Source organism: Aquirufa sp. OSTEICH-129A (assembly GCF_054558355.1).
The window spans coordinates 136,163-153,588 of the sequence record NZ_JBPXKC010000004.1 but is presented as its reverse complement, the minus strand read 5'-3'; the positions used below and the strand labels follow the sequence as shown (position 1 = coordinate 153,588).

Below are 17,426 nucleotides of genomic sequence, written 5' to 3'. Positions count from 1 at the left end.
TAAAGGTGCAAGCCTTTAACAATAGACATTCTGATTATGGAATTAGCAGTATATAACATAGCAGGTAAAGATACCGGAAAGAAAGTAACCCTTTCTGACGAGATCTTTGGCATTGTTCCAAACGAGCATGTGGTTTACTTGGATGTGAAGCAATATTTGGCGAATCAACGTCAAGGAACACACAAGGCGAAAGAGCGTGCAGAAGTATCACGTTCTACTCGTAAGATTAAAAAACAAAAAGGTACAGGTGGTGCACGTGCCGGTTCGATGAAATCTCCTTTGATGAAAGGTGGTGGTCGTATCTTCGGTCCACGTCCGCGTGATTACCATTTCAAATTGAACAAAAAGGTGAAGTCTTTGGCGCGCCAGTCAGCTCTAGCTGCTAAAGCACAGAGTGGAGATATCGCGATTTTGGATTCAGTGGCATTTGACACTCCAAAAACTAAAGCGTATTTGACTATGTTGAAAGCTTTCTCTTTAGATAATACCAAAACATTATTAATCACTCCAGAAGTAGATAAGAATGTTGTATTGTCTGGACGTAATGTTCCAAAAGCTAAGGTTTCGACAGCATCAGATGTGAATACATATGATTTAGTTAACGCAACTAAATTGTTGATCACAGAAGCAGCGATCCAAAAAATTGAATCATCTTTTAGTAAATAATTTTCAGAACCTAGTTCTGTTATAAACGAAATATACCATGGGCATTATTAAACGTCCGGCCTTGACTGAAAAGTCGCAAGCCATGCAAGAAAAAGGCAAGTATGTATTTGTGGTTGAATTAACTGCAAACAAGATTGAGATTGCCAAGGAGGTTAAGAAAATGTACGGAGTAGAGGTATTGGATGTAAAAACCATGCGTCAAATTGGAAAGAAAAAATCCAAGAGCACTCGTACTAAGATTACTTCTGGACGTACTTCTACGATTAAGAAGGCAATCGTTACAGTAGGAACTGGAGAAGTTATTGACTTCTACCAAGGAATTTAATTAGAATGTATTAAGGGGGTTCATCCCGATAATTTGAACTAAAATAAATGGCAGCTATTAAAAAATTAAAACCAACAACTCCAGGCCAACGTCAGCGCATCGCGCCAACGTTTGAGGAGATTACTACGGACAAGCCGTATAAGCCCCTTTTGGAGCCTATCAAGCGCACAGGTGGTAGAAATGCAGATGGTCGTCGTTCGATGCGTTACATCGGAGGGGGTCACAAGCGTCGTTACCGTGTAATTGATTTTACTCGCTCTAAATTTGATGTTTCGGCTACTGTGTTAACAGTAGAATACGATCCAAACCGTACTTCACGTATTGCTCTTGTTGAGTATACAGATGGAGAGAAGGCTTATATCTTGGCTCCACAAGGAATTCAAGTAGGTCAAACAGTTATCTCTGGTGAGTCAGTGGCTCCCGAGATTGGAAATACATTGCCTTTGGCAAACATCCCATTGGGTACTTTGGTACACGCAATTGAGTTGCAACCAGGTCGTGGAGCTGAAATGGCTCGTTCGGCAGGAACTTATGCTCAATTATTAGCACGTGATGGTAAATACGCCACGCTTAAGTTGCCTTCAGGTGAGATGCGTATGGTATTGGCTCGTTGTTTAGCAACTGTCGGTACTGTATCCAATGCAGATCACATGAACGTGAACTTGGGTAAAGCAGGTCGTCATCGTTGGTTAGGTCGCCGTCCACGTGTTCGTGGTGTGGTGATGAACCCAGTAGATCACCCGATGGGTGGTGGTGAGGGCCGCGCTTCAGGAGGTCACCCACGTTCTCGTACCGGTTTATTGGCTAAGGGTAAGAAAACTCGTAATCCAAAGAAACACACTAATCGTCTTATCATCAGTAGAAGAAAAAAATAGTAGATGGCACGTTCACTAAAAAAAGGTCCTTACATTGATTACCGCCTTGACAACAAGGTACAGGTGATGAACGAATCCGGCAAAAAGTCGGTGATCAAAACATGGTCAAGACGTTCAATGATTTCTCCAGATTTCGTAGGCCACACGTTTGCGGTTCACAACGGAAATAAATTTATTCCAGTTTATGTAACTGAAAACATGGTAGGTCACAAATTAGGTGAGTTCTCGCCGACCCGTAACTTCCGTGGTCACATAGCGAAAAAAGACAAGGGTAAAAAGTAAAGATATTGACCTACGGGTCTTATAATCAGAAATTGAAAAATGGAAGCTATTGCTAAATTAAGAAATGTTCCTACTTCGCCTCAAAAGATGCGTTTGGTAGCGGATATGGTACGCGGACAAAAAGTATCTAAGGCTTTAGGTATTTTAAAGTTTGAGCCTAAAGTGGGTGCTAAAGCAATTGAAAAATTGTTATTATCAGCAGTCTCTAACTGGCAGAACAAACATGAGGACGCTAAAATCGAAGAAGCTGATTTATACATCAAGACTATCTTCGTAGATGGAGGTTCATCTATCAAGCGTTTACGTCCTGCTCCTCAGGGAAGAGGTCACCGGATTTTGAAAAGATCCAATCACATCACTTTAGTAGTGGCTTCTTCGGCAGCACCTGCTTTAGAGGAAACAAATTCAGCTGAATAATTAACTATTAGATATAACAAGAAATGGGACAAAAAATTAACCCCGTTGGATTAAGATTAGGTATCGTAAGAGGTTGGGATTCTAACTGGTACGGTGGTAAGACTTTCGCGGATAAATTGGTTGAGGACGAGAAGATCAGAAAGTATGTAGCTGCTCGTATTCCAAAGGGATCTATCTCTAAAGTTATTATTGAACGTACTTTAAAGCGTATCACATTAACGATCAACACAGCGCGTGCTGGTGTCGTAATTGGTAAGCAAGGTGCCGAAGTCGATAAGGTAAAAGAGGAGTTGAAAAAGATCACTGGAAAAGACGTTCAAATCAATATTTTTGAAATTAAACGTCCTGAAATCGATGCTAAATTAATTGGAGAAGCGATTGCTCAACAATTACAAGCTCGTATCTCTTTCCGTCGTGCGATGAAACAAGCTATTGCTTCAGCGATGCGTGTAGGTGCTCAGGGTATTAAATTGAAATTATCAGGTCGTTTAGGTGGTGCTGAAATGGCACGTTCTGAAGGATATAAGGAGGGACGTATCCCATTGCACACATTGCGTGCTGATGTGGACTATGCTATCTCTGAAGCATTAACTGTTTACGGTAAAATCGGTATCAAAGTATGGGTATTCCGTGGAGAGGTTTTTGGAAAGCGTGATTTATCTCCAAATGCGAACATGGGCTTGCAATCTACTTCGGCAGATTCTCGTCCTGGTGATCGTGGCCCACGTGGTCGTGATGATGACCGTCGCGGTGGAGGACGTTCTCGTCGTCCAGAAGGAGCAGATCAAGGTGGTGATCGCAACAAACCAGGTGCTGGCGGTGCAAACCGTGGCCGTGGAGGAAAGCGCTAAGCATCCATAATTATTTTGTATTAGATATTAGACTTATAAGAAGATGTTACAACCAAAAAGAACGAAATTTCGTAAGCAGCAAAAAGGTCGCGTAAGAGGGGTTGCTACCCGTGGCCACGAAATTGATTTTGGATCATTCGCTATTAAATCTTTGGAGCCAGGTCGTATTACAGCTCGCCAAATTGAAGCAGCTCGTATTTCGGTTACTCGTGCCATGAAACGTGAAGGTCAAGTTTGGATTCGTATTTTCCCTGACAAACCTATCACTAAGAAACCTGCAGAGGTTCGTATGGGTAAGGGAAAGGGAGCTCCTGAGTATTGGGTAGCCAACGTTCGTCCAGGTACTATTTTGTTCGAATCAGCGGGTGTTCCTTTAGCTTTAGCGCAAGAAGCTTTGCGTTTAGCAGCTCAGAAATTACCGATGCGTACAAAATTCGTAGTACGTAGAGATTATTCAGAATAGAGTTTTAAGCCCCAGGTTTAAAATTTAAATAGCATCGTTATGAAAAACGCAGAAATAAACAAATTAGGAGTAGCGGAATTGACACAGCAAATCGCTGTAGAGCAGGAGAACTTATCTCGTTTGAAATTGGCACATGCCATTTCTCCGATTGAGAATCCAATGCGCATTCGTGAAACTCGTAAATTGATTGCCCGCTTAGAGACAGCTTTATCGGCGCAAGCAAAAGCTTAATTAATTATTAATTTTTAATAGACCATTTCGGAATTGCTAATGGTCAATTGTTTAACAAGTCCAACAACCATGGAAGAAAGAAACCTAAGAAAAGTAAGGATTGGGAAAGTGGTTAGTGATAAGATGGATAAATCAATCACTATTACAGTAGACCGTAAGGTTAAGCACCCCTTGTACGGAAAATTCGTACAGAAGACCACTAAATTGATGGCTCATGATGAGAATAATGAGTGCGGAATTGGTGATACAGTGAAAGTGATGGAAACCCGTCCTCTTTCTAAAAATAAGCGTTGGAGATTAGTAGAAGTAATCGCAAAAGCGAAATAATTCACACTCTTGTTATTCAAAATTTAAAATTTAAAGATCAAAGATAATGTTACAGCAAGAATCAAGATTGGGTGTAGCGGATAATTCTGGAGCGAAAGAAGTTTTAGTGATTCGCGTTTTGGGAGGTACTGGAAAAAGATATGCTTCTGTAGGCGATAAAATTGTAGTTTCAGTTAAGTCGGCTCTTTCCTCTTCAAGCATGAAGAAAGGAACAGTTTCAAGAGCAGTAGTTGTTCGTACGAAAAAAGAAATTCGTCGTAAAGATGGTACTTATATTCGTTTTGAAGATAATGCAGCCGTTTTATTAAATGCGAACGATGAGCCAAGAGGAACACGTATTTTTGGACCTGTGGCACGTGAATTACGTGAGGCTGGTTTTATGAAGATCGTTTCTTTAGCCCCAGAAGTTTTATAAATAGATAGATATATTGGGTATCCAATAGAAAAAATCATACCATGGAAAATAATACAAGCAAGCAAACAAAATTGCACGTAAAAAAAGGAGATACTGTGATGGTGATTGCAGGTAATGCCAAAGGTAAAACGGGTGTTATCAAGCAAGTGATCGTTGAGAAATCTCGTGCAATTGTAGAAGGAGCTAATTTGCAAACGAAGCACGTTAAGCCTTCAGCAAGCAATCCTCAAGGAGGTATTGAAAAGCGTGAGGGTTCAATCCACATCTCAAATTTGATGGTGGTTGAAAACGGAAAGCCTGTACGTACTGGTCGTAAAGTTAACGAGCAGGGTAAGTTACAGCGCTACTCTAAAGTAACAGGAAAATTTATTGCATAAATAGAATTTAACGCGTGGGTCGGAAATCCACAACATATACAAAAATGGCAGTACCTAGATTAAAAAAACGTTTTGTAGAAGAGGTTGTACCTAGCTTGAAAGAAAAGTTTCAGTACAAGTCTGTGATGCAAGTGCCTAAGATTACTAAAATCGTAATCAACAAAGGTGTAGGAGCCGCTGTAGCGGACAAAAAGCTAGTAGATGTAGCTGTAGAAGAAATTACGCAAATTGCTGGTCAAAAGGCAGTAGCAACGATTTCTAAAAAGGCGATCTCTAACTTTAAATTACGTGAAAATATGCCTATCGGTGTGAAAGTAACGTTGCGTGGAGATCGTATGTATGAGTTTTTAGATCGTTTAACTACGGTTTCTTTAGCTCGTGTGCGTGACTTTAAAGGAATCTCAGAAAAGGGATTTGACGGTCGTGGAAACTATACTTTAGGTGTTAAAGAGCAAATCATTTTCCCTGAAATTTCCATAGATAAAGTAGCTAAAATATCTGGTATGGACATCACATTTGTGACTACTGCTAATACAGATGAAGAAGCATACGCTTTATTGGCTGCGGTAGGAATGCCTTTTTCCAATATTAAAAAATAATTAGCCACCGGCTACTAACACATTTAAAATTTTTACATCATGGCTAAAGAGTCAGTAAAAGCTAGAGAAAGAAAACGCGAAGCAGCAGTTGCTAAATATGCAGTGAAAAGAGCGGCATTGAAAGCAGCTGGTGATTACCTAGGATTGGATAAGTTACCTAAAAATGCTTCTCCAGTACGTCTTCATAACCGTTGTAAGTTGACTGGTCGTCCTCGTGGTTATATGCGTAAATTCGGCATTAGCCGTGTTACTTTCCGTGAAATGGCATCCAATGGATTGATTCCAGGAGTGACCAAATCAAGCTGGTAATATAAAATTTGATTAATTAAATTCATTTTTGTAATTTTGCAGGCCTTTTTAATGGCTTGCGGCAAATTTAAAAACAATGACAGATCCTATAGCAGACTATTTAACCCGATTGAGAAATGCCTTGAAGGCACGCCATAGGGTAGTTGAAATTCCTGCTTCCAACATTAAAAAGGAAATCACGAAGGTGCTTTTTGACAAGGGGTATATTTCAAATTATAAATTTGATGATACTACAGTTCAAGGAACCATCAAGATTGCTTTGAAATACAATGCAGTTACTAAGCAACCTGCGATCATTAATTTGACTCGTATTTCTAAGCCAGGTTTACGTAAGTACAACGGAGCTGAAGAGTTACCACGCGTATTAAACGGATTGGGTATCGCTATCTTGTCTACTTCGAAAGGAGTAATTACAGATAAAGAAGCGCGTACGCTACACGTAGGTGGTGAGGTACTTTGCTACGTATATTAATAATTAATTGTTTAACGCTGAAAGGAGCTAAGCTCGAAATCTAAGCAAAAACTACATTTTCATGTCAAGAATAGGAAATAAAATTATCAACCTACCTGCAGGTGTAACAGTAGATGTTAACGCTGGTAATTTGGTAACAGTTAAAGGCCCTAAAGGAACTTTATCTCAACAAGTAGACCAAGATATCATTATTGAAATCGAAGGAAACGTGTTGACCGTGAAGCGTCCAACAGAGCAGAAGCGTCACAAAGCTATGCACGGTTTATACCGTTCATTGATCAACAATATGGTTGTTGGTGTAAGTGAAGGTTTCGTTAAAAATTTAGAAATCATTGGTGTGGGTTACAAAGCAGCAAACCAAGGTAATATCTTGGAATTAAGCCTTGGTTACTCTCACGCTATTTTCATGGCGATTCCAGCGGAAATCAAAGTTACGACTGCGATGGAAAAAGGAAAGAACCCAATGGTTAATTTAGAAGGTATCGACAAGCAATTGATCGGTCAAGTGGCAGCTAAAATCAAATCACTTCGTCCAGTGGAGCCTTACAAAGGTAAAGGTGTACGTTTTGTGGGTGAGCAGGTTCGTCGCAAGGCAGGTAAAGCAGGTGGTAAGAAATAAATAGAAAGCGTGGGCCGGAAATCCACACAAACAAGTTAAAGCAATATGGCAACAACAAAAGATTTACGTAGACTTCGCATTAAACGTGCGATACGTGCGAAAATAAAGGGAACAGCAGAACGTCCTCGTTTAACTGTTTTCCGTTCCAACACAGCGATGTACGCGCAGTTGGTGGATGATTTGAGTGGTAAGACGATTATGTCTGCTACCTCTTACAAAAAAGGAAAAGTGAATAACAATGTAGAAGCTGCCAAATTAGTTGGAACAGCTATCGCCGATAAAGCTAAGGCTGCTGGAATCACGAAAGTGGTTTTTGATCGTAACGGTTATTTGTATCACGGAAGAATTAAATCATTAGCTGAAGGCGCTCGCGAGGGTGGCTTACAATTTTAATAAAAGATATGTCGCATTTACAAGCAAAACCAATTAAGGTTAATGAGGGTGAGTTGAAGGAGAAAGTAGTAGCCATCAACCGTGTTGCCAAAGTGGTAAAAGGAGGTCGTCGTTTCAGTTTTTCTGCTATCGTTGTAGTAGGTGATGGTCACGGAATCGTAGGATTCGGTTTAGGAAAAGCTAATGAAGTAACAGATGCTATCACAAAAGGTATCGAAGACGCTAAGAAAAATTTATTCCAAATTCCTTTATTGAAGAACACCGTTCCTCATGAGCAATTAGGTAAATTCTCTGGTGGTTTCGTATTAGTGAAGCCAGCTGCTCCAGGTACAGGATTGATCGCCGGTGGTGCGATGCGTGCTGTGTTAGAATCAGCAGGTGTTCACGACGTATTAGCGAAGTCTAAAGGTTCTTCAAATCCTCACAACGTAGTTAAAGCAACTATTGATGCTTTAGTGAAAATGAGAGCTCCGCATACCGTGGCTTTCCAAAGAGGAATTTCTGTAGCTAAAGTATTTAATGGATAATCGAGTGCCTTAGTGCCTCTAAAATAGAACATACGATGTCTAAAGTTAAAATTACCCAAGTAAAAAGTGCTATCAAGCGTCCTGAAGTTCAGAAACGTACGATTCAAGCGCTAGGATTAGGTAAGATCCGTAAAAGTGTTGAAGTAGAATTAAATCCAGCTATCGCAGGAATGATTCGTGCAGTCAATCACTTAATTGTAGTAGAGAATATATAATTTAATTGCGAGTTGCCCTTAAGGGTAGCGTTAAGCCCAATACACATGAAATTATCTTCATTAAAGCCAGCAGAAGGCTCGGTAAAAACAAGAAAAAGAGTAGGTCGTGGTCAAGGTTCAGGTCTTGGTGGAACTTCCGCTCGTGGTCACAAAGGAGCTCAGTCTCGTTCAGGTTATTCACGTAAGCGTGGATTTGAAGGAGGTCAGATGCCTATCCAACGTCGTGTACCTAAGTTTGGTTTCAAAAATATCAATCGTGTAGAATACAAAGCAATCAATTTGGATACCTTACAAGCTTTAGCTGATGCGACTGGTTTGAAGCAAATCAATTTTGAGACACTTTACAGCCACGGATTAGTATCTAAGTCTGACTTAGTGAAAATCTTAAGTCGTGGAAGTGTTACTTCTGCTTTAGAAGTTACAGTTAAAGGTTTCTCTGGTGCTGCTAAAGCTGCTATCGAAGCAGCAGGTGGTCAAGCTATTGTTGGTTAATCCTCTATTCTAAACGAATGAACAAGCTAATAACAACGTTTAAGCATATCTTCGCGATTGAGGAATTAAGAGGTCGTATTTTTAATACGTTACTTTTTATCGCCTTTTTCCGTCTGGGTTCTTATATCGTTCTACCAGGTGTAGATGCGACTAAATTAACACAAGCCGGTGATGGTGGTCTCTTTGGTTTGTTGAATATGTTTTCTGGTGGTGCCCTAAGTAATGCCTCGGTATTCGCTTTAGGTATCATGCCTTACATTTCAGCATCTATCGCCATTCAGTTGTTGACCATTGCTCTTCCTTACTTCCAAAAGATGCAAAAGGATGGAGAATCTGGTCGTAAAAAACTAAATCAAATCACGCGTATCTTAACCATTTTTGTTACAGCAGCGCAAGGTTTCACCTATTTACAAGTCACTATTCCTGCGGAAGCCATCTTGGTTGATCCTTGGTTTTTCCGTCTTTATGGTGTAGCTATCTTGATTGGTGGAACGATGTTGTGTATGTGGTTAGGGGAGAAAATTACGGATAAAGGTATTGGTAATGGAATTTCCATGTTGATCATGATTGGTATCGTTTCCCGTTTTCCTGCCTCTTTATTACAAGAAGCTGGTTCACGTGGTATGGCGGGTGCCTTATTGTTTATATTGGAAGTCATTGCTTTATTCTTTGTTGTGATGGGAGCTGTGATGGTAACCCAAGCGGTTCGTCGTATTCCTGTTCAATACGCTAAGCAAGTGGTTGGAAGCAAGATGTCAGTAGGAGGTGAGCGTCAATATATTCCTTTAAAGCTAAATGCTTCAGGAGTTATGCCCATCATTTTTGCTCAGGCTTTGATGTTTATTCCAGGCTTAGTTGCTCAATCTTTTGCAGAGAAAAGTGAATTTGCTCAGTCGGTTGCTCAAGCATTTGGTGATTTCACCACTTGGCAGTACAATGCTTTGTTTGCTTTTTTAATCGTGATATTTACTTTTTTCTACACCGCGATTTCCATCAACCCGACACAAATCTCGGATGATATGAAACGTGGAGGAGGTTTTGTTCCAGGTGTTAAGCCAGGAGAGGAAACTTCTAATTTTATTGCTAGTATTTTAGATCGCATTACTTTGCCAGGAGCATTGATGTTGTCTATCATTGCTATTTTGCCAGCCATTGCTAATTTATTTGGGGTCACTAGAGGTTTTGCTTCTTTCTTTGGAGGAACATCCTTATTGATTTTGGTGGGTGTAGTTTTAGATACATTGCAACAAATTGAAAGTTATTTGTTGATGCGTAAATATGAAGGTTTGATGCAATCAGGACGTGTAAAAGGGCGTTCCGAAATGATTAGCAGATAATGATTTATTTAAAGACACCCCAAGAGTTAGCCATCATTCAAGCGAATGGTGAAATTTTAGGAAAGTGTCATGCGGAAGTTGCCAAAGCCATTAAACCGGGTGTAACAACTTTAGCTTTAGATAAAATCGCCTATGAATTTATCAAGGATAATGAGGCTCATCCTTCCTTTTTAAATTATCAAGTAGGAGATAAAAAGTATGCTTATTCACTTTGTATCTCAGTAAATGACGTGGTAGTTCATGGATTACCCGGAAGTTTAGCACTGAAAGAGGGAGATATTATCTCCATTGATGCAGGAGTTTACAAGCATGGTTTCCACGCTGATAGTGCTTATACCTATGCGATAGGTGAAGTTGGGGAGGACGTGGCAAATTTATTAACAAGGACAAAAGCGTCTTTGTACCAAGGAATGAATCAGGCAGTAGCCGGAAAACGTATCGGTGATATTGGTTCCGCTGTTCAGACTTATTCGGAGGGTTTTGGGTATGGCGTGGTTAGAGAACTTGTAGGGCATGGTGTAGGAAAAAACCTACATGAAAGTCCTGAAGTTCCCAATTATGGCCGTCGTGGTGATGGACCTAAATTGAAAGAGGGAATGGTGATAGCCATTGAGCCGATGGTTAATTTAGGAAAGCGACAGATTACCGTAGATAAAGATGGTTGGACCATTCGCACGGTTGATCGTAAAGCATCTGCCCATTTTGAGCATACCGTAGCGGTAGGGAAAAACGAGGCTGTAGCCTTGACTACCTTTAGCTACATTGAAGAAGTATTAAAAACATCAACAGTTTTGTTGAATATTTAACATAAAATTATGGCCAAACAATCCTCGATCGAAGTAGACGGCATCATTTTGGAAGCCCTTTCGAACGCGATGTTTCGGGTGGAATTAGAGAATACGCATCAAGTGATTGCGCATATCTCAGGTAAAATGCGAATGAATTACATCAAGATTCTACCTGGAGATAAAGTGAAGTTAGAAATGTCTCCTTATGATTTGAGTAAGGCAAGAATAGTTTATCGTTATAAATAATAAGGTTTGACCCATAAATTAAACAAATATGAAAGTTAAAGCATCGATCAAAAAGCGTAGTGCAGAATGCAAAGTCATTCGTCGTCACGGAAAGCTTTATGTCATCAACAAGAAGAATCCTAAGTTCAAGCAACGTCAAGGATAATTCGAAAGTATTAAATGATTAATAACAACAATTAATTACCTATATGGCTCGTATTGCAGGGGTTGATATTCCCGACAAAAAAAGAGGAGAAATTGCGTTGACTTATATCTTCGGTATTGGTCGTAGCACTGCTCAAAAGATTTTGACGAAAGCAGAAATTTCGTTTGATAAGAAAGCTGGTGAGTGGAATGATACGGAGGCTAGCGCCATCCGTGCTATTATTGCTGCCGAATTCAAAACGGAGGGACAGCTTAAGTCTGAGGTTCAATTGAACATCAAGCGTTTGATGGACATTGGATGCTACCGTGGTTTGCGTCACCGTAAAGGACTTCCTGTACGTGGCCAAAGAACTAAGAACAATTCTCGTACGAGAAAAGGTCGTAGAAAGACAGTTGCTAACAAGAAAAAAGTAACTAAATAATAACAGGGGCTAATCCCCTACACAATTTTTATTGATTTTATCCAATGGCACAAGCAAAAAGAAAAGATAAAGCGAAGAAAAGAGTGGTGGTAGTTGAGTCGGTAGGCCAGGTACACATCAAAGCTTCCTTTAACAACATCATTATTTCAATTACCAATTCAGCAGGACAGGTAATTTCTTGGGCATCTGCAGGAAAGATGGGTTTCCGTGGATCTAAGAAAAACACTCCTTATGCAGCGCAGATGGCAGCGTCTAACTGTGCAGCAGTAGCTGTTGAGGCGGGAATGAAAAAAGCAGAGGTTTTTGTAAAAGGACCGGGAGCAGGACGTGAGTCAGCTATCCGTACTATCCAAAACTCAGGTATCGAAGTTTCCTTAATTAAGGATATTACTCCTATGCCTCACAATGGATGTCGTCCTCCAAAACGTCGTCGCGTTTAATATTATTCGTGTTGGGTAATTAGTAATTATTTTCTCCAACATCATTTATTCACTTAATTAATTACTTCATTGCCCATAAGAGGGGCATTGACTTTTAAAAAAAATGGCAAGATACACTGGTCCAAAATCCAAAATTGCACGTCGTTTCGGCGAGGCAATCTTAGGTCCGAGTAAAGCATTAGCTCGTAAAAATTATGCTCCTGGTATGCATGGTAAAGGGAAACGTTCAAAAGTTTCTGAATATGCCATCCAATTAAAGGAAAAACAAAAGGTAAAATATACCTATGGTATTTTAGAACGTCAGTTCGAGAATTTGTTTCACAAAGCCGCTGTTAAAGAAGGTATTACAGGTGAGAACTTGTTAAAGATGTGTGAAGCAAGATTGGACAACACAGTATATCGTTTAGGAATTGCTCCTACGCGTCGTGCTGCTCGTCAATTGGTTATCCACAAACATATCATTGTGGATGGTGATGTAGTAAATGTGCCCTCTTACTCATTACGCCCAGGCCAATTGGTAGGTGTACGTGAAAAATCTAAATCTCTTGAGGTTGTTTCTGATTCGCTTGCGAGCCGTTCACCAAAGCGTTTCAACTGGTTAGAGTGGGATGGAGTGGAATTAGTAGGTAAATTTACCGCTTATCCTGAAAGAGATCAGATCCCTGAAAACTTTAACGAGCAAGCTATCGTCGAATTGTATTCGAAGTAATAGCTGCTTAATAATACAATTTAATAGAGTATCAATAACGTTTTTTCAAGATCATTTTAAGCTACGAAATATGTCAATATTAGCATTCCAAATGCCCGAGAAAGTTGTGATGGAGAAAGCCGATGACTTCCACGGGACATTTGAGTTCAAGCCACTCGAAAAAGGCTACGGTGTTACCATTGGTAACGCACTTCGTAGAATTTTACTTTCCTCTTTGGAAGGTTATGCGATTACAAGCGTTAAGATTTCTGGTGTTTTACACGAGTTTTCAGCAATTGAAGGAGTTCATGAAGATGTTTCTGAAATCATCCTTAACTTGAAGAAGATCCGTCTTAAAAAGGCGCAAGAGATTTTGGAGAATAAAGTTAGTATCAAAGTTAAAGGCCAAACAGCCTTTACTGCTGGTGATATTGCTAAATTCACGCCTTACTTTACCGTTTTAAATCCTGATTTAGTGATTTGCAACTTAGATTCTTCTAAAGAATTAGAAGTTGAGTTAATCATCGAAAAAGGTCGTGGTTATGTACCAGCTGATGAGCCTCGTGCTAATGAATTAGCTTTTGGTCACATTGCCATTGATGCCATCTACACACCTATCAAAAATGTTAAATTTAGCATTGAGAATACCCGTGTAGAGCAAAAAACTGACTACGAAAAATTAGTGTTAGATATCGAAACGGATGGTTCTATCCACCCAGAAGATGCATTGAAAGGTGCGGCTTACATTTTGATTCAACACTTCATGTTATTCTCTGACCAAACTATGACCTTCGAAACGCCAAAAGCTGAAGAAGACAATGTAGTAGATGAGGAGATGTTACACATGCGCAAACTATTGAAGACTTCCTTAGCCGATCTAGATTTATCGGTACGTGCCTACAACTGCCTTAAATCAGCTGACGTTCGTACTTTAGGTGAATTAGTGAAATTAGAGATTTCTGATATGATGAAGTTCCGTAACTTTGGTAAGAAGTCATTAACTGAGCTAGAGCAACTAGTTGAAGAAAAAGGCTTAACCTTCGGAATGGATGTTGCGAAATATCGTTTAGACGAAGATTAATTATTCAATTTTTAAATAAGTAATAGGTGGTGGTAATGAAAAACTCACTAACCGCAGTCCGAAAGGGCTTTTAACTTACGAATTAACACAATGAGACACGGAAAAAAATTCAATCACTTAGGAAGAACAGCTTCCCACAGAGCGGCCTTATTATCCAATATGGCATCCTCTTTAATTCTACACAAGCGTATCGAAACAACAGTTGCGAAAGCAAAAGAATTGCGTAAATATGTAGAGCCTTTAATTACTAAGTCTAAGACAGATAGCACGAACAATCGTCGTGTTGTTTTCTCTTACCTTCAAAATAAAGATTCTGTTAAAGAATTATTTGGAATCGTTTCTGAAAAAGTAGCTAACCGTCCAGGTGGTTATACACGTATTATCAAATTAGGAAATCGTCTTGGTGACAACGCTGAGGTTTGTTTCATCGAATTGGTTGATTTCAACGAAACTATGTTAGCTGCTTCTGCTGAAAAAGCTGGTAAAACTCGTAGAAGTCGTCGTTCTGGTGCAAAGAAAGAAGGCGTTGAGGCTGCTGCTCCTGTAGCAGAAGCACCATCGGCTGAAGTTGTTGAGGAAGTAGCTGCCGCTGAAGAAGTAGCAGAAGCTCCAGCAGCTGAGGTTGTTGAAGAAGGAGCTGCCGCTGAAGAGCCTGCTGCAGAAGAATCAACAGATGAGCCTAAAGAAGAAAAAGGAGAAGATGCATAATTTTTTTCTCTTTTAATTTTGAAGGGCTTTAACTTTAATTAGTTGAAGCCCTTTTTTTAGATAAAATATTATTCAAACATAGATACATTATGAAAATTACAGAATCGACTCCGGCGGTTTTATTGTTGCAAGATGGTACACTCTTTCATGGGAAGGCATTAGGCAAGATAGGTACGCATGGAGGGGAGATTTGTTTTAATACAGGAATGACGGGTTATCAGGAGATTTATACTGACCCTTCCTATGCTGGACAAGTAATTATTAATACCACTGCCCATATCGGTAATTATGGTGTCATGGATGCTCAAGAGGCGGAATCCAATCGAGTACAAATTGCTGGAATGGTATGCAATGAGTTTTCAAGTGTCAACTCTCGTTTTACGGCCACAGGTTCTCTTCAAGATTATTTAGAAAATGCAGGTATCGTAGGAATATCAGGAATAGATACCCGTGCTTTGGTTCGTCATATTCGTACTAAAGGCGTAATGAATTGCTTAATTTCCTCTGAAATTTTTGATATCGATTCATTGCAAAAAGAATTAGCTAAAGTTCCTGATATGGAAGGACTTGAACTATCCTCCCAAGTTTGTACCCAAGAGACCTACTTTCTAGGGGAGGAAAATGCGGAATTTAAAGTGGCAGTACTTGATTTAGGAGTGAAGAAAAGTATTCTTACTAACCTAAGCGACCGTGGCTGTTATTTAAAAGTATTTCCTGCCAAAACATCCTTCGAGGAGATTGCAGCTTGGCAACCTGATGGCTATTTTGTATCTAATGGCCCAGGTGATCCAGCGGTAATGCCTTATGCCGTAGAAACCGTAAGCCAATTTTTAGCTAGTGACAAGCCAGTATTTGGAATTTGTTTAGGCCATCAAATTTTAGCTCAAGTTTGCGGTTTGTCGACCTATAAAATGCATAATGGTCATCGTGGTTTAAACCATCCCGTGAAAAACTTGGAGACGGGTCTATCTGAAATCACCTCGCAAAACCATGGTTTTGCCGTTCGTATGGAGGAATTGAGTACAAGTTCTCAAGCAACTTTAACTCATATCAATCTAAATGATCAAACCGTTGAGGGTTTACGTGTAAATGGTAAAAAAGCCTTCTCTGTGCAACATCACCCAGAAGCTAGTCCTGGCCCACACGACTCTCGCTATTTGTTTGACCAGTTTATTGGTTTGATGAAATAATAATAAAAAAAGGCAACAGTGATGTTGCCTTTTTTATTGAACTTATTTAACATCATTTATACCAAGGTCTTCTCAGGAAAGCCAAACAATGCTTTTTCTTTAATCAGCTTAACCACGGAACTAGGTACCAAATTCTCCCATTCTCCTGAACCTTGTTGAATTAAATCTAATACGCGATCGGTACGGATTTTCATCAAGTTTTCATCATAGGAATGTATATCCGCTAATTTTTCATTTTCCAATAAATATTGGAATAAACCTGTCAAATGAGCTTCCGGTTGAAAAGATTTCAAATTGATCAATTGCCCGTTTTCATCCAAAGTTGGGTATAAATAAAGCTTTATTTTTAAACCAAATAGACTAGCGAAAGCAGTTAAAATACCACCCGGATATTGCGTATAATGCTTTTCTTCGAAGATGTATTCCAAATTTGGCATACCCATGATCAAGGCCATTTTTAGTCGACTAAATTTACTTAGATAGGCCACTAACTTGAAGTATTCATGGAAGTTCGAGATCAATACGGTTTGTCCCAAAGAACATAAAATATCAACACGATCTAAAAAGTCTTTTTCATTAATATGGTTTCCTTCATTTTCTAGGTTACGAAGGGTCAATTCAGATACTACACAAATTTTATCATCATCGATGTCAGCCTCATTCTCAAACTGTTTAATTCCCTTTTTGACCATATCTGAAAAGATATTTGTTACGGGTCTAAAACGTCCACGGATGGCAACAATATGCTTCTTGGAAAGAGCATCATAAGGTTGCATTACCTTTCCATCTGGACCAAATAAAGCTGCTTGGGTAAAACCATGCTTAACCAAGTATAAAGACATCAATCGGTTATCTACGTCCTTAAAATCAGGGCCTTCAAAACGAATCATATCAATTTCTATGCGGTCAGGAGACAAGTCGTCCAATAAGGAAACAAGTATTTTTTCTGGGTCTGCATGATAGTGATAACAACCATAAATTAAATTCACTCCAATAATCCCCAAAGCTTGCTGCTGCAGGATATTGTCATTATCTAACATGTTGATGTGAATGACCACATCATTCACTGGGCCGTTTGGACTTAATTGAAAACGTAATCCCACCCAACCGTGAGCATCATTATCTTTTTGATAATTTAAAGCTGAAACCGTATCGGCAAAAGAGAAAAATCGTTTCTCGTCAGCGGATTCGGTTAATCGTACTTTCAATAACTTGAACTCACGATTCAGCATTTTCATTAAACGCGGCTCACAAACATATTTGCCTGATTCTTCTTCCCCATAGATGGCATCCGAAAAAGCCATATCGTAGGCTGAAATGGTTTTGGCTATGGTACCTGAGGCTCCACCTGCTTTGAAAAAGTTGGCAGCAACATCCTGTCCTGCTCCAATTTCTGCAAATGAACCATATATACTGCGATCTAGGTTGATCTGAAGGGCCTTTTGTTTGGTCCCTATGGATTTTAATTTGGCAGTCATATACGAATAGTTTATTGATTACAAAGGCTTCTACTTAGCAAAGTTATAT

At 39.6% G+C, this 17,426-nt stretch carries 30 protein-coding genes; 29 read left to right on the top strand and 1 reads right to left on the bottom strand.

Features of this window, described 5'->3' with window-relative positions; genetic code table 11:
- Positions 1 to 36: 36 nt before the first annotated feature.
- From rplD to carA, 29 genes are all read left to right on the top strand, one after another.
- Positions 37 to 666, top strand: coding sequence for a 50S ribosomal protein L4 (gene rplD, locus SKC36_RS09255; RefSeq protein ID WP_109324431.1), 630 nt, complete (start codon positions 37 to 39; stop codon positions 664 to 666).
- Between the two features lie 37 nt (positions 667 to 703).
- A complete protein-coding gene (rplW, locus tag SKC36_RS09250; RefSeq protein ID WP_109324430.1) occupies positions 704 to 991 on the top strand; it encodes a 50S ribosomal protein L23 in 288 nt (95 codons plus the stop codon).
- A 47-nt stretch (positions 992 to 1,038) separates the two neighbouring features.
- Positions 1,039 to 1,866 carry a 50S ribosomal protein L2 gene (rplB, locus tag SKC36_RS09245; protein WP_459453885.1) on the top strand — a complete coding sequence of 276 codons (828 nt, stop codon included), beginning with the start codon at positions 1,039 to 1,041 and terminating at the stop codon, positions 1,864 to 1,866.
- Between the two features lie 3 nt (positions 1,867 to 1,869).
- The gene (gene rpsS, locus SKC36_RS09240) at positions 1,870 to 2,148 is read left to right on the top strand and encodes a 30S ribosomal protein S19 (RefSeq protein ID WP_109324428.1); all 279 of its coding nucleotides are present in this window, start codon (positions 1,870 to 1,872) and stop codon (positions 2,146 to 2,148) included.
- 39 nt (positions 2,149 to 2,187) lie between these two features.
- The gene (gene rplV, locus SKC36_RS09235) at positions 2,188 to 2,565 is read left to right on the top strand and encodes a 50S ribosomal protein L22 (RefSeq protein ID WP_109324427.1); all 378 of its coding nucleotides are present in this window, start codon (positions 2,188 to 2,190) and stop codon (positions 2,563 to 2,565) included.
- Between the two features lie 23 nt (positions 2,566 to 2,588).
- Positions 2,589 to 3,416 (top strand): 30S ribosomal protein S3, encoded by an 828-nt coding sequence (gene rpsC / locus SKC36_RS09230; protein WP_109324414.1) that lies wholly within the window; start codon positions 2,589 to 2,591, stop codon positions 3,414 to 3,416.
- A 43-nt stretch (positions 3,417 to 3,459) separates the two neighbouring features.
- The gene (gene rplP, locus SKC36_RS09225) at positions 3,460 to 3,879 is read left to right on the top strand and encodes a 50S ribosomal protein L16 (RefSeq protein ID WP_109324413.1); all 420 of its coding nucleotides are present in this window, start codon (positions 3,460 to 3,462) and stop codon (positions 3,877 to 3,879) included.
- Positions 3,880 to 3,918: 39 nt separating this feature from the next.
- Positions 3,919 to 4,110 (top strand): 50S ribosomal protein L29, encoded by a 192-nt coding sequence (gene rpmC, locus SKC36_RS09220; RefSeq protein ID WP_223143317.1) that lies wholly within the window; start codon positions 3,919 to 3,921, stop codon positions 4,108 to 4,110.
- Positions 4,111 to 4,179: 69 nt separating this feature from the next.
- Positions 4,180 to 4,437 (top strand): 30S ribosomal protein S17, encoded by a 258-nt coding sequence (gene rpsQ, locus SKC36_RS09215; protein WP_109325446.1) that lies wholly within the window; start codon positions 4,180 to 4,182, stop codon positions 4,435 to 4,437.
- A gap of 46 nt (positions 4,438 to 4,483) precedes the next feature.
- On the top strand, positions 4,484 to 4,852 hold the full coding sequence (gene rplN / locus SKC36_RS09210) for a 50S ribosomal protein L14 (protein ID WP_109324411.1): 369 nt from the start codon (positions 4,484 to 4,486) through the stop codon (positions 4,850 to 4,852).
- Between the two features lie 41 nt (positions 4,853 to 4,893).
- Complete coding sequence (gene rplX / locus SKC36_RS09205) at positions 4,894 to 5,229, top strand: 50S ribosomal protein L24 (RefSeq protein ID WP_166229553.1); 336 nt, start codon at positions 4,894 to 4,896, stop codon at positions 5,227 to 5,229.
- 44 nt (positions 5,230 to 5,273) lie between these two features.
- The gene (rplE, locus tag SKC36_RS09200) at positions 5,274 to 5,828 is read left to right on the top strand and encodes a 50S ribosomal protein L5 (protein ID WP_166229555.1); all 555 of its coding nucleotides are present in this window, start codon (positions 5,274 to 5,276) and stop codon (positions 5,826 to 5,828) included.
- A gap of 39 nt (positions 5,829 to 5,867) precedes the next feature.
- Positions 5,868 to 6,137, top strand: a complete 270-nt coding sequence (gene rpsN / locus SKC36_RS09195) for a 30S ribosomal protein S14 (RefSeq protein WP_109324408.1) — start codon at positions 5,868 to 5,870, stop codon at positions 6,135 to 6,137.
- Between the two features lie 76 nt (positions 6,138 to 6,213).
- Positions 6,214 to 6,609 (top strand): 30S ribosomal protein S8, encoded by a 396-nt coding sequence (gene rpsH / locus SKC36_RS09190; protein ID WP_109324407.1) that lies wholly within the window; start codon positions 6,214 to 6,216, stop codon positions 6,607 to 6,609.
- Between the two features lie 61 nt (positions 6,610 to 6,670).
- Positions 6,671 to 7,228: a 50S ribosomal protein L6 gene (gene rplF / locus SKC36_RS09185; RefSeq protein ID WP_459453887.1), complete on the top strand. Its 558-nt coding sequence runs from the start codon at positions 6,671 to 6,673 to the stop codon at positions 7,226 to 7,228.
- A 45-nt stretch (positions 7,229 to 7,273) separates the two neighbouring features.
- Complete coding sequence (rplR, locus tag SKC36_RS09180; RefSeq protein WP_109324405.1) at positions 7,274 to 7,621, top strand: 50S ribosomal protein L18; 348 nt, start codon at positions 7,274 to 7,276, stop codon at positions 7,619 to 7,621.
- A gap of 8 nt (positions 7,622 to 7,629) precedes the next feature.
- Positions 7,630 to 8,148, top strand: a complete 519-nt coding sequence (gene rpsE, locus SKC36_RS09175) for a 30S ribosomal protein S5 (protein WP_109324404.1) — start codon at positions 7,630 to 7,632, stop codon at positions 8,146 to 8,148.
- Positions 8,149 to 8,183: 35 nt separating this feature from the next.
- Positions 8,184 to 8,363: a 50S ribosomal protein L30 gene (gene rpmD / locus SKC36_RS09170; RefSeq protein WP_205753085.1), complete on the top strand. Its 180-nt coding sequence runs from the start codon at positions 8,184 to 8,186 to the stop codon at positions 8,361 to 8,363.
- 45 nt (positions 8,364 to 8,408) lie between these two features.
- The gene (gene rplO / locus SKC36_RS09165; protein ID WP_109324402.1) at positions 8,409 to 8,855 is read left to right on the top strand and encodes a 50S ribosomal protein L15; all 447 of its coding nucleotides are present in this window, start codon (positions 8,409 to 8,411) and stop codon (positions 8,853 to 8,855) included.
- 17 nt (positions 8,856 to 8,872) lie between these two features.
- The gene (secY, locus tag SKC36_RS09160) at positions 8,873 to 10,192 is read left to right on the top strand and encodes a preprotein translocase subunit SecY (protein WP_459453888.1); all 1,320 of its coding nucleotides are present in this window, start codon (positions 8,873 to 8,875) and stop codon (positions 10,190 to 10,192) included.
- Entirely contained in the window at positions 10,192 to 10,998 is an 807-nt protein-coding gene (gene map / locus SKC36_RS09155; RefSeq protein ID WP_459465667.1) for a type I methionyl aminopeptidase, read from the top strand. The genes secY and map overlap by 1 nt, the downstream gene beginning before the upstream one ends.
- 9 nt (positions 10,999 to 11,007) lie before the next feature.
- Positions 11,008 to 11,226 (top strand): translation initiation factor IF-1, encoded by a 219-nt coding sequence (infA, locus tag SKC36_RS09150; RefSeq protein ID WP_092013982.1) that lies wholly within the window; start codon positions 11,008 to 11,010, stop codon positions 11,224 to 11,226.
- A 28-nt stretch (positions 11,227 to 11,254) separates the two neighbouring features.
- Positions 11,255 to 11,371 carry a 50S ribosomal protein L36 gene (gene rpmJ, locus SKC36_RS09145; protein WP_109324399.1) on the top strand — a complete coding sequence of 39 codons (117 nt, stop codon included), beginning with the start codon at positions 11,255 to 11,257 and terminating at the stop codon, positions 11,369 to 11,371.
- Positions 11,372 to 11,414: 43 nt separating this feature from the next.
- Positions 11,415 to 11,792 (top strand): 30S ribosomal protein S13, encoded by a 378-nt coding sequence (gene rpsM, locus SKC36_RS09140; RefSeq protein WP_109324398.1) that lies wholly within the window; start codon positions 11,415 to 11,417, stop codon positions 11,790 to 11,792.
- 44 nt (positions 11,793 to 11,836) lie between these two features.
- Entirely contained in the window at positions 11,837 to 12,232 is a 396-nt protein-coding gene (gene rpsK, locus SKC36_RS09135) for a 30S ribosomal protein S11 (protein ID WP_109324397.1), read from the top strand.
- 103 nt (positions 12,233 to 12,335) lie between these two features.
- Positions 12,336 to 12,941, top strand: a complete 606-nt coding sequence (rpsD, locus tag SKC36_RS09130) for a 30S ribosomal protein S4 (RefSeq protein ID WP_109324396.1) — start codon at positions 12,336 to 12,338, stop codon at positions 12,939 to 12,941.
- A gap of 70 nt (positions 12,942 to 13,011) precedes the next feature.
- Positions 13,012 to 14,001, top strand: a complete 990-nt coding sequence (locus SKC36_RS09125) for a DNA-directed RNA polymerase subunit alpha (protein ID WP_129027430.1) — start codon at positions 13,012 to 13,014, stop codon at positions 13,999 to 14,001.
- Between the two features lie 90 nt (positions 14,002 to 14,091).
- Positions 14,092 to 14,709, top strand: coding sequence for a 50S ribosomal protein L17 (gene rplQ, locus SKC36_RS09120; protein WP_459465666.1), 618 nt, complete (start codon positions 14,092 to 14,094; stop codon positions 14,707 to 14,709).
- An 89-nt stretch (positions 14,710 to 14,798) separates the two neighbouring features.
- On the top strand, positions 14,799 to 15,899 hold the full coding sequence (gene carA, locus SKC36_RS09115; RefSeq protein WP_459453891.1) for a glutamine-hydrolyzing carbamoyl-phosphate synthase small subunit: 1,101 nt from the start codon (positions 14,799 to 14,801) through the stop codon (positions 15,897 to 15,899).
- A 56-nt stretch (positions 15,900 to 15,955) separates the two neighbouring features.
- Here the strand turns inward: carA and SKC36_RS09110 are convergent, their stop codons facing one another.
- Positions 15,956 to 17,377, bottom strand: coding sequence for a TonB-dependent receptor (locus SKC36_RS09110; RefSeq protein ID WP_459465665.1), 1,422 nt, complete (start codon positions 17,375 to 17,377; stop codon positions 15,956 to 15,958).
- Positions 17,378 to 17,426: the final 49 nt, after the last annotated feature.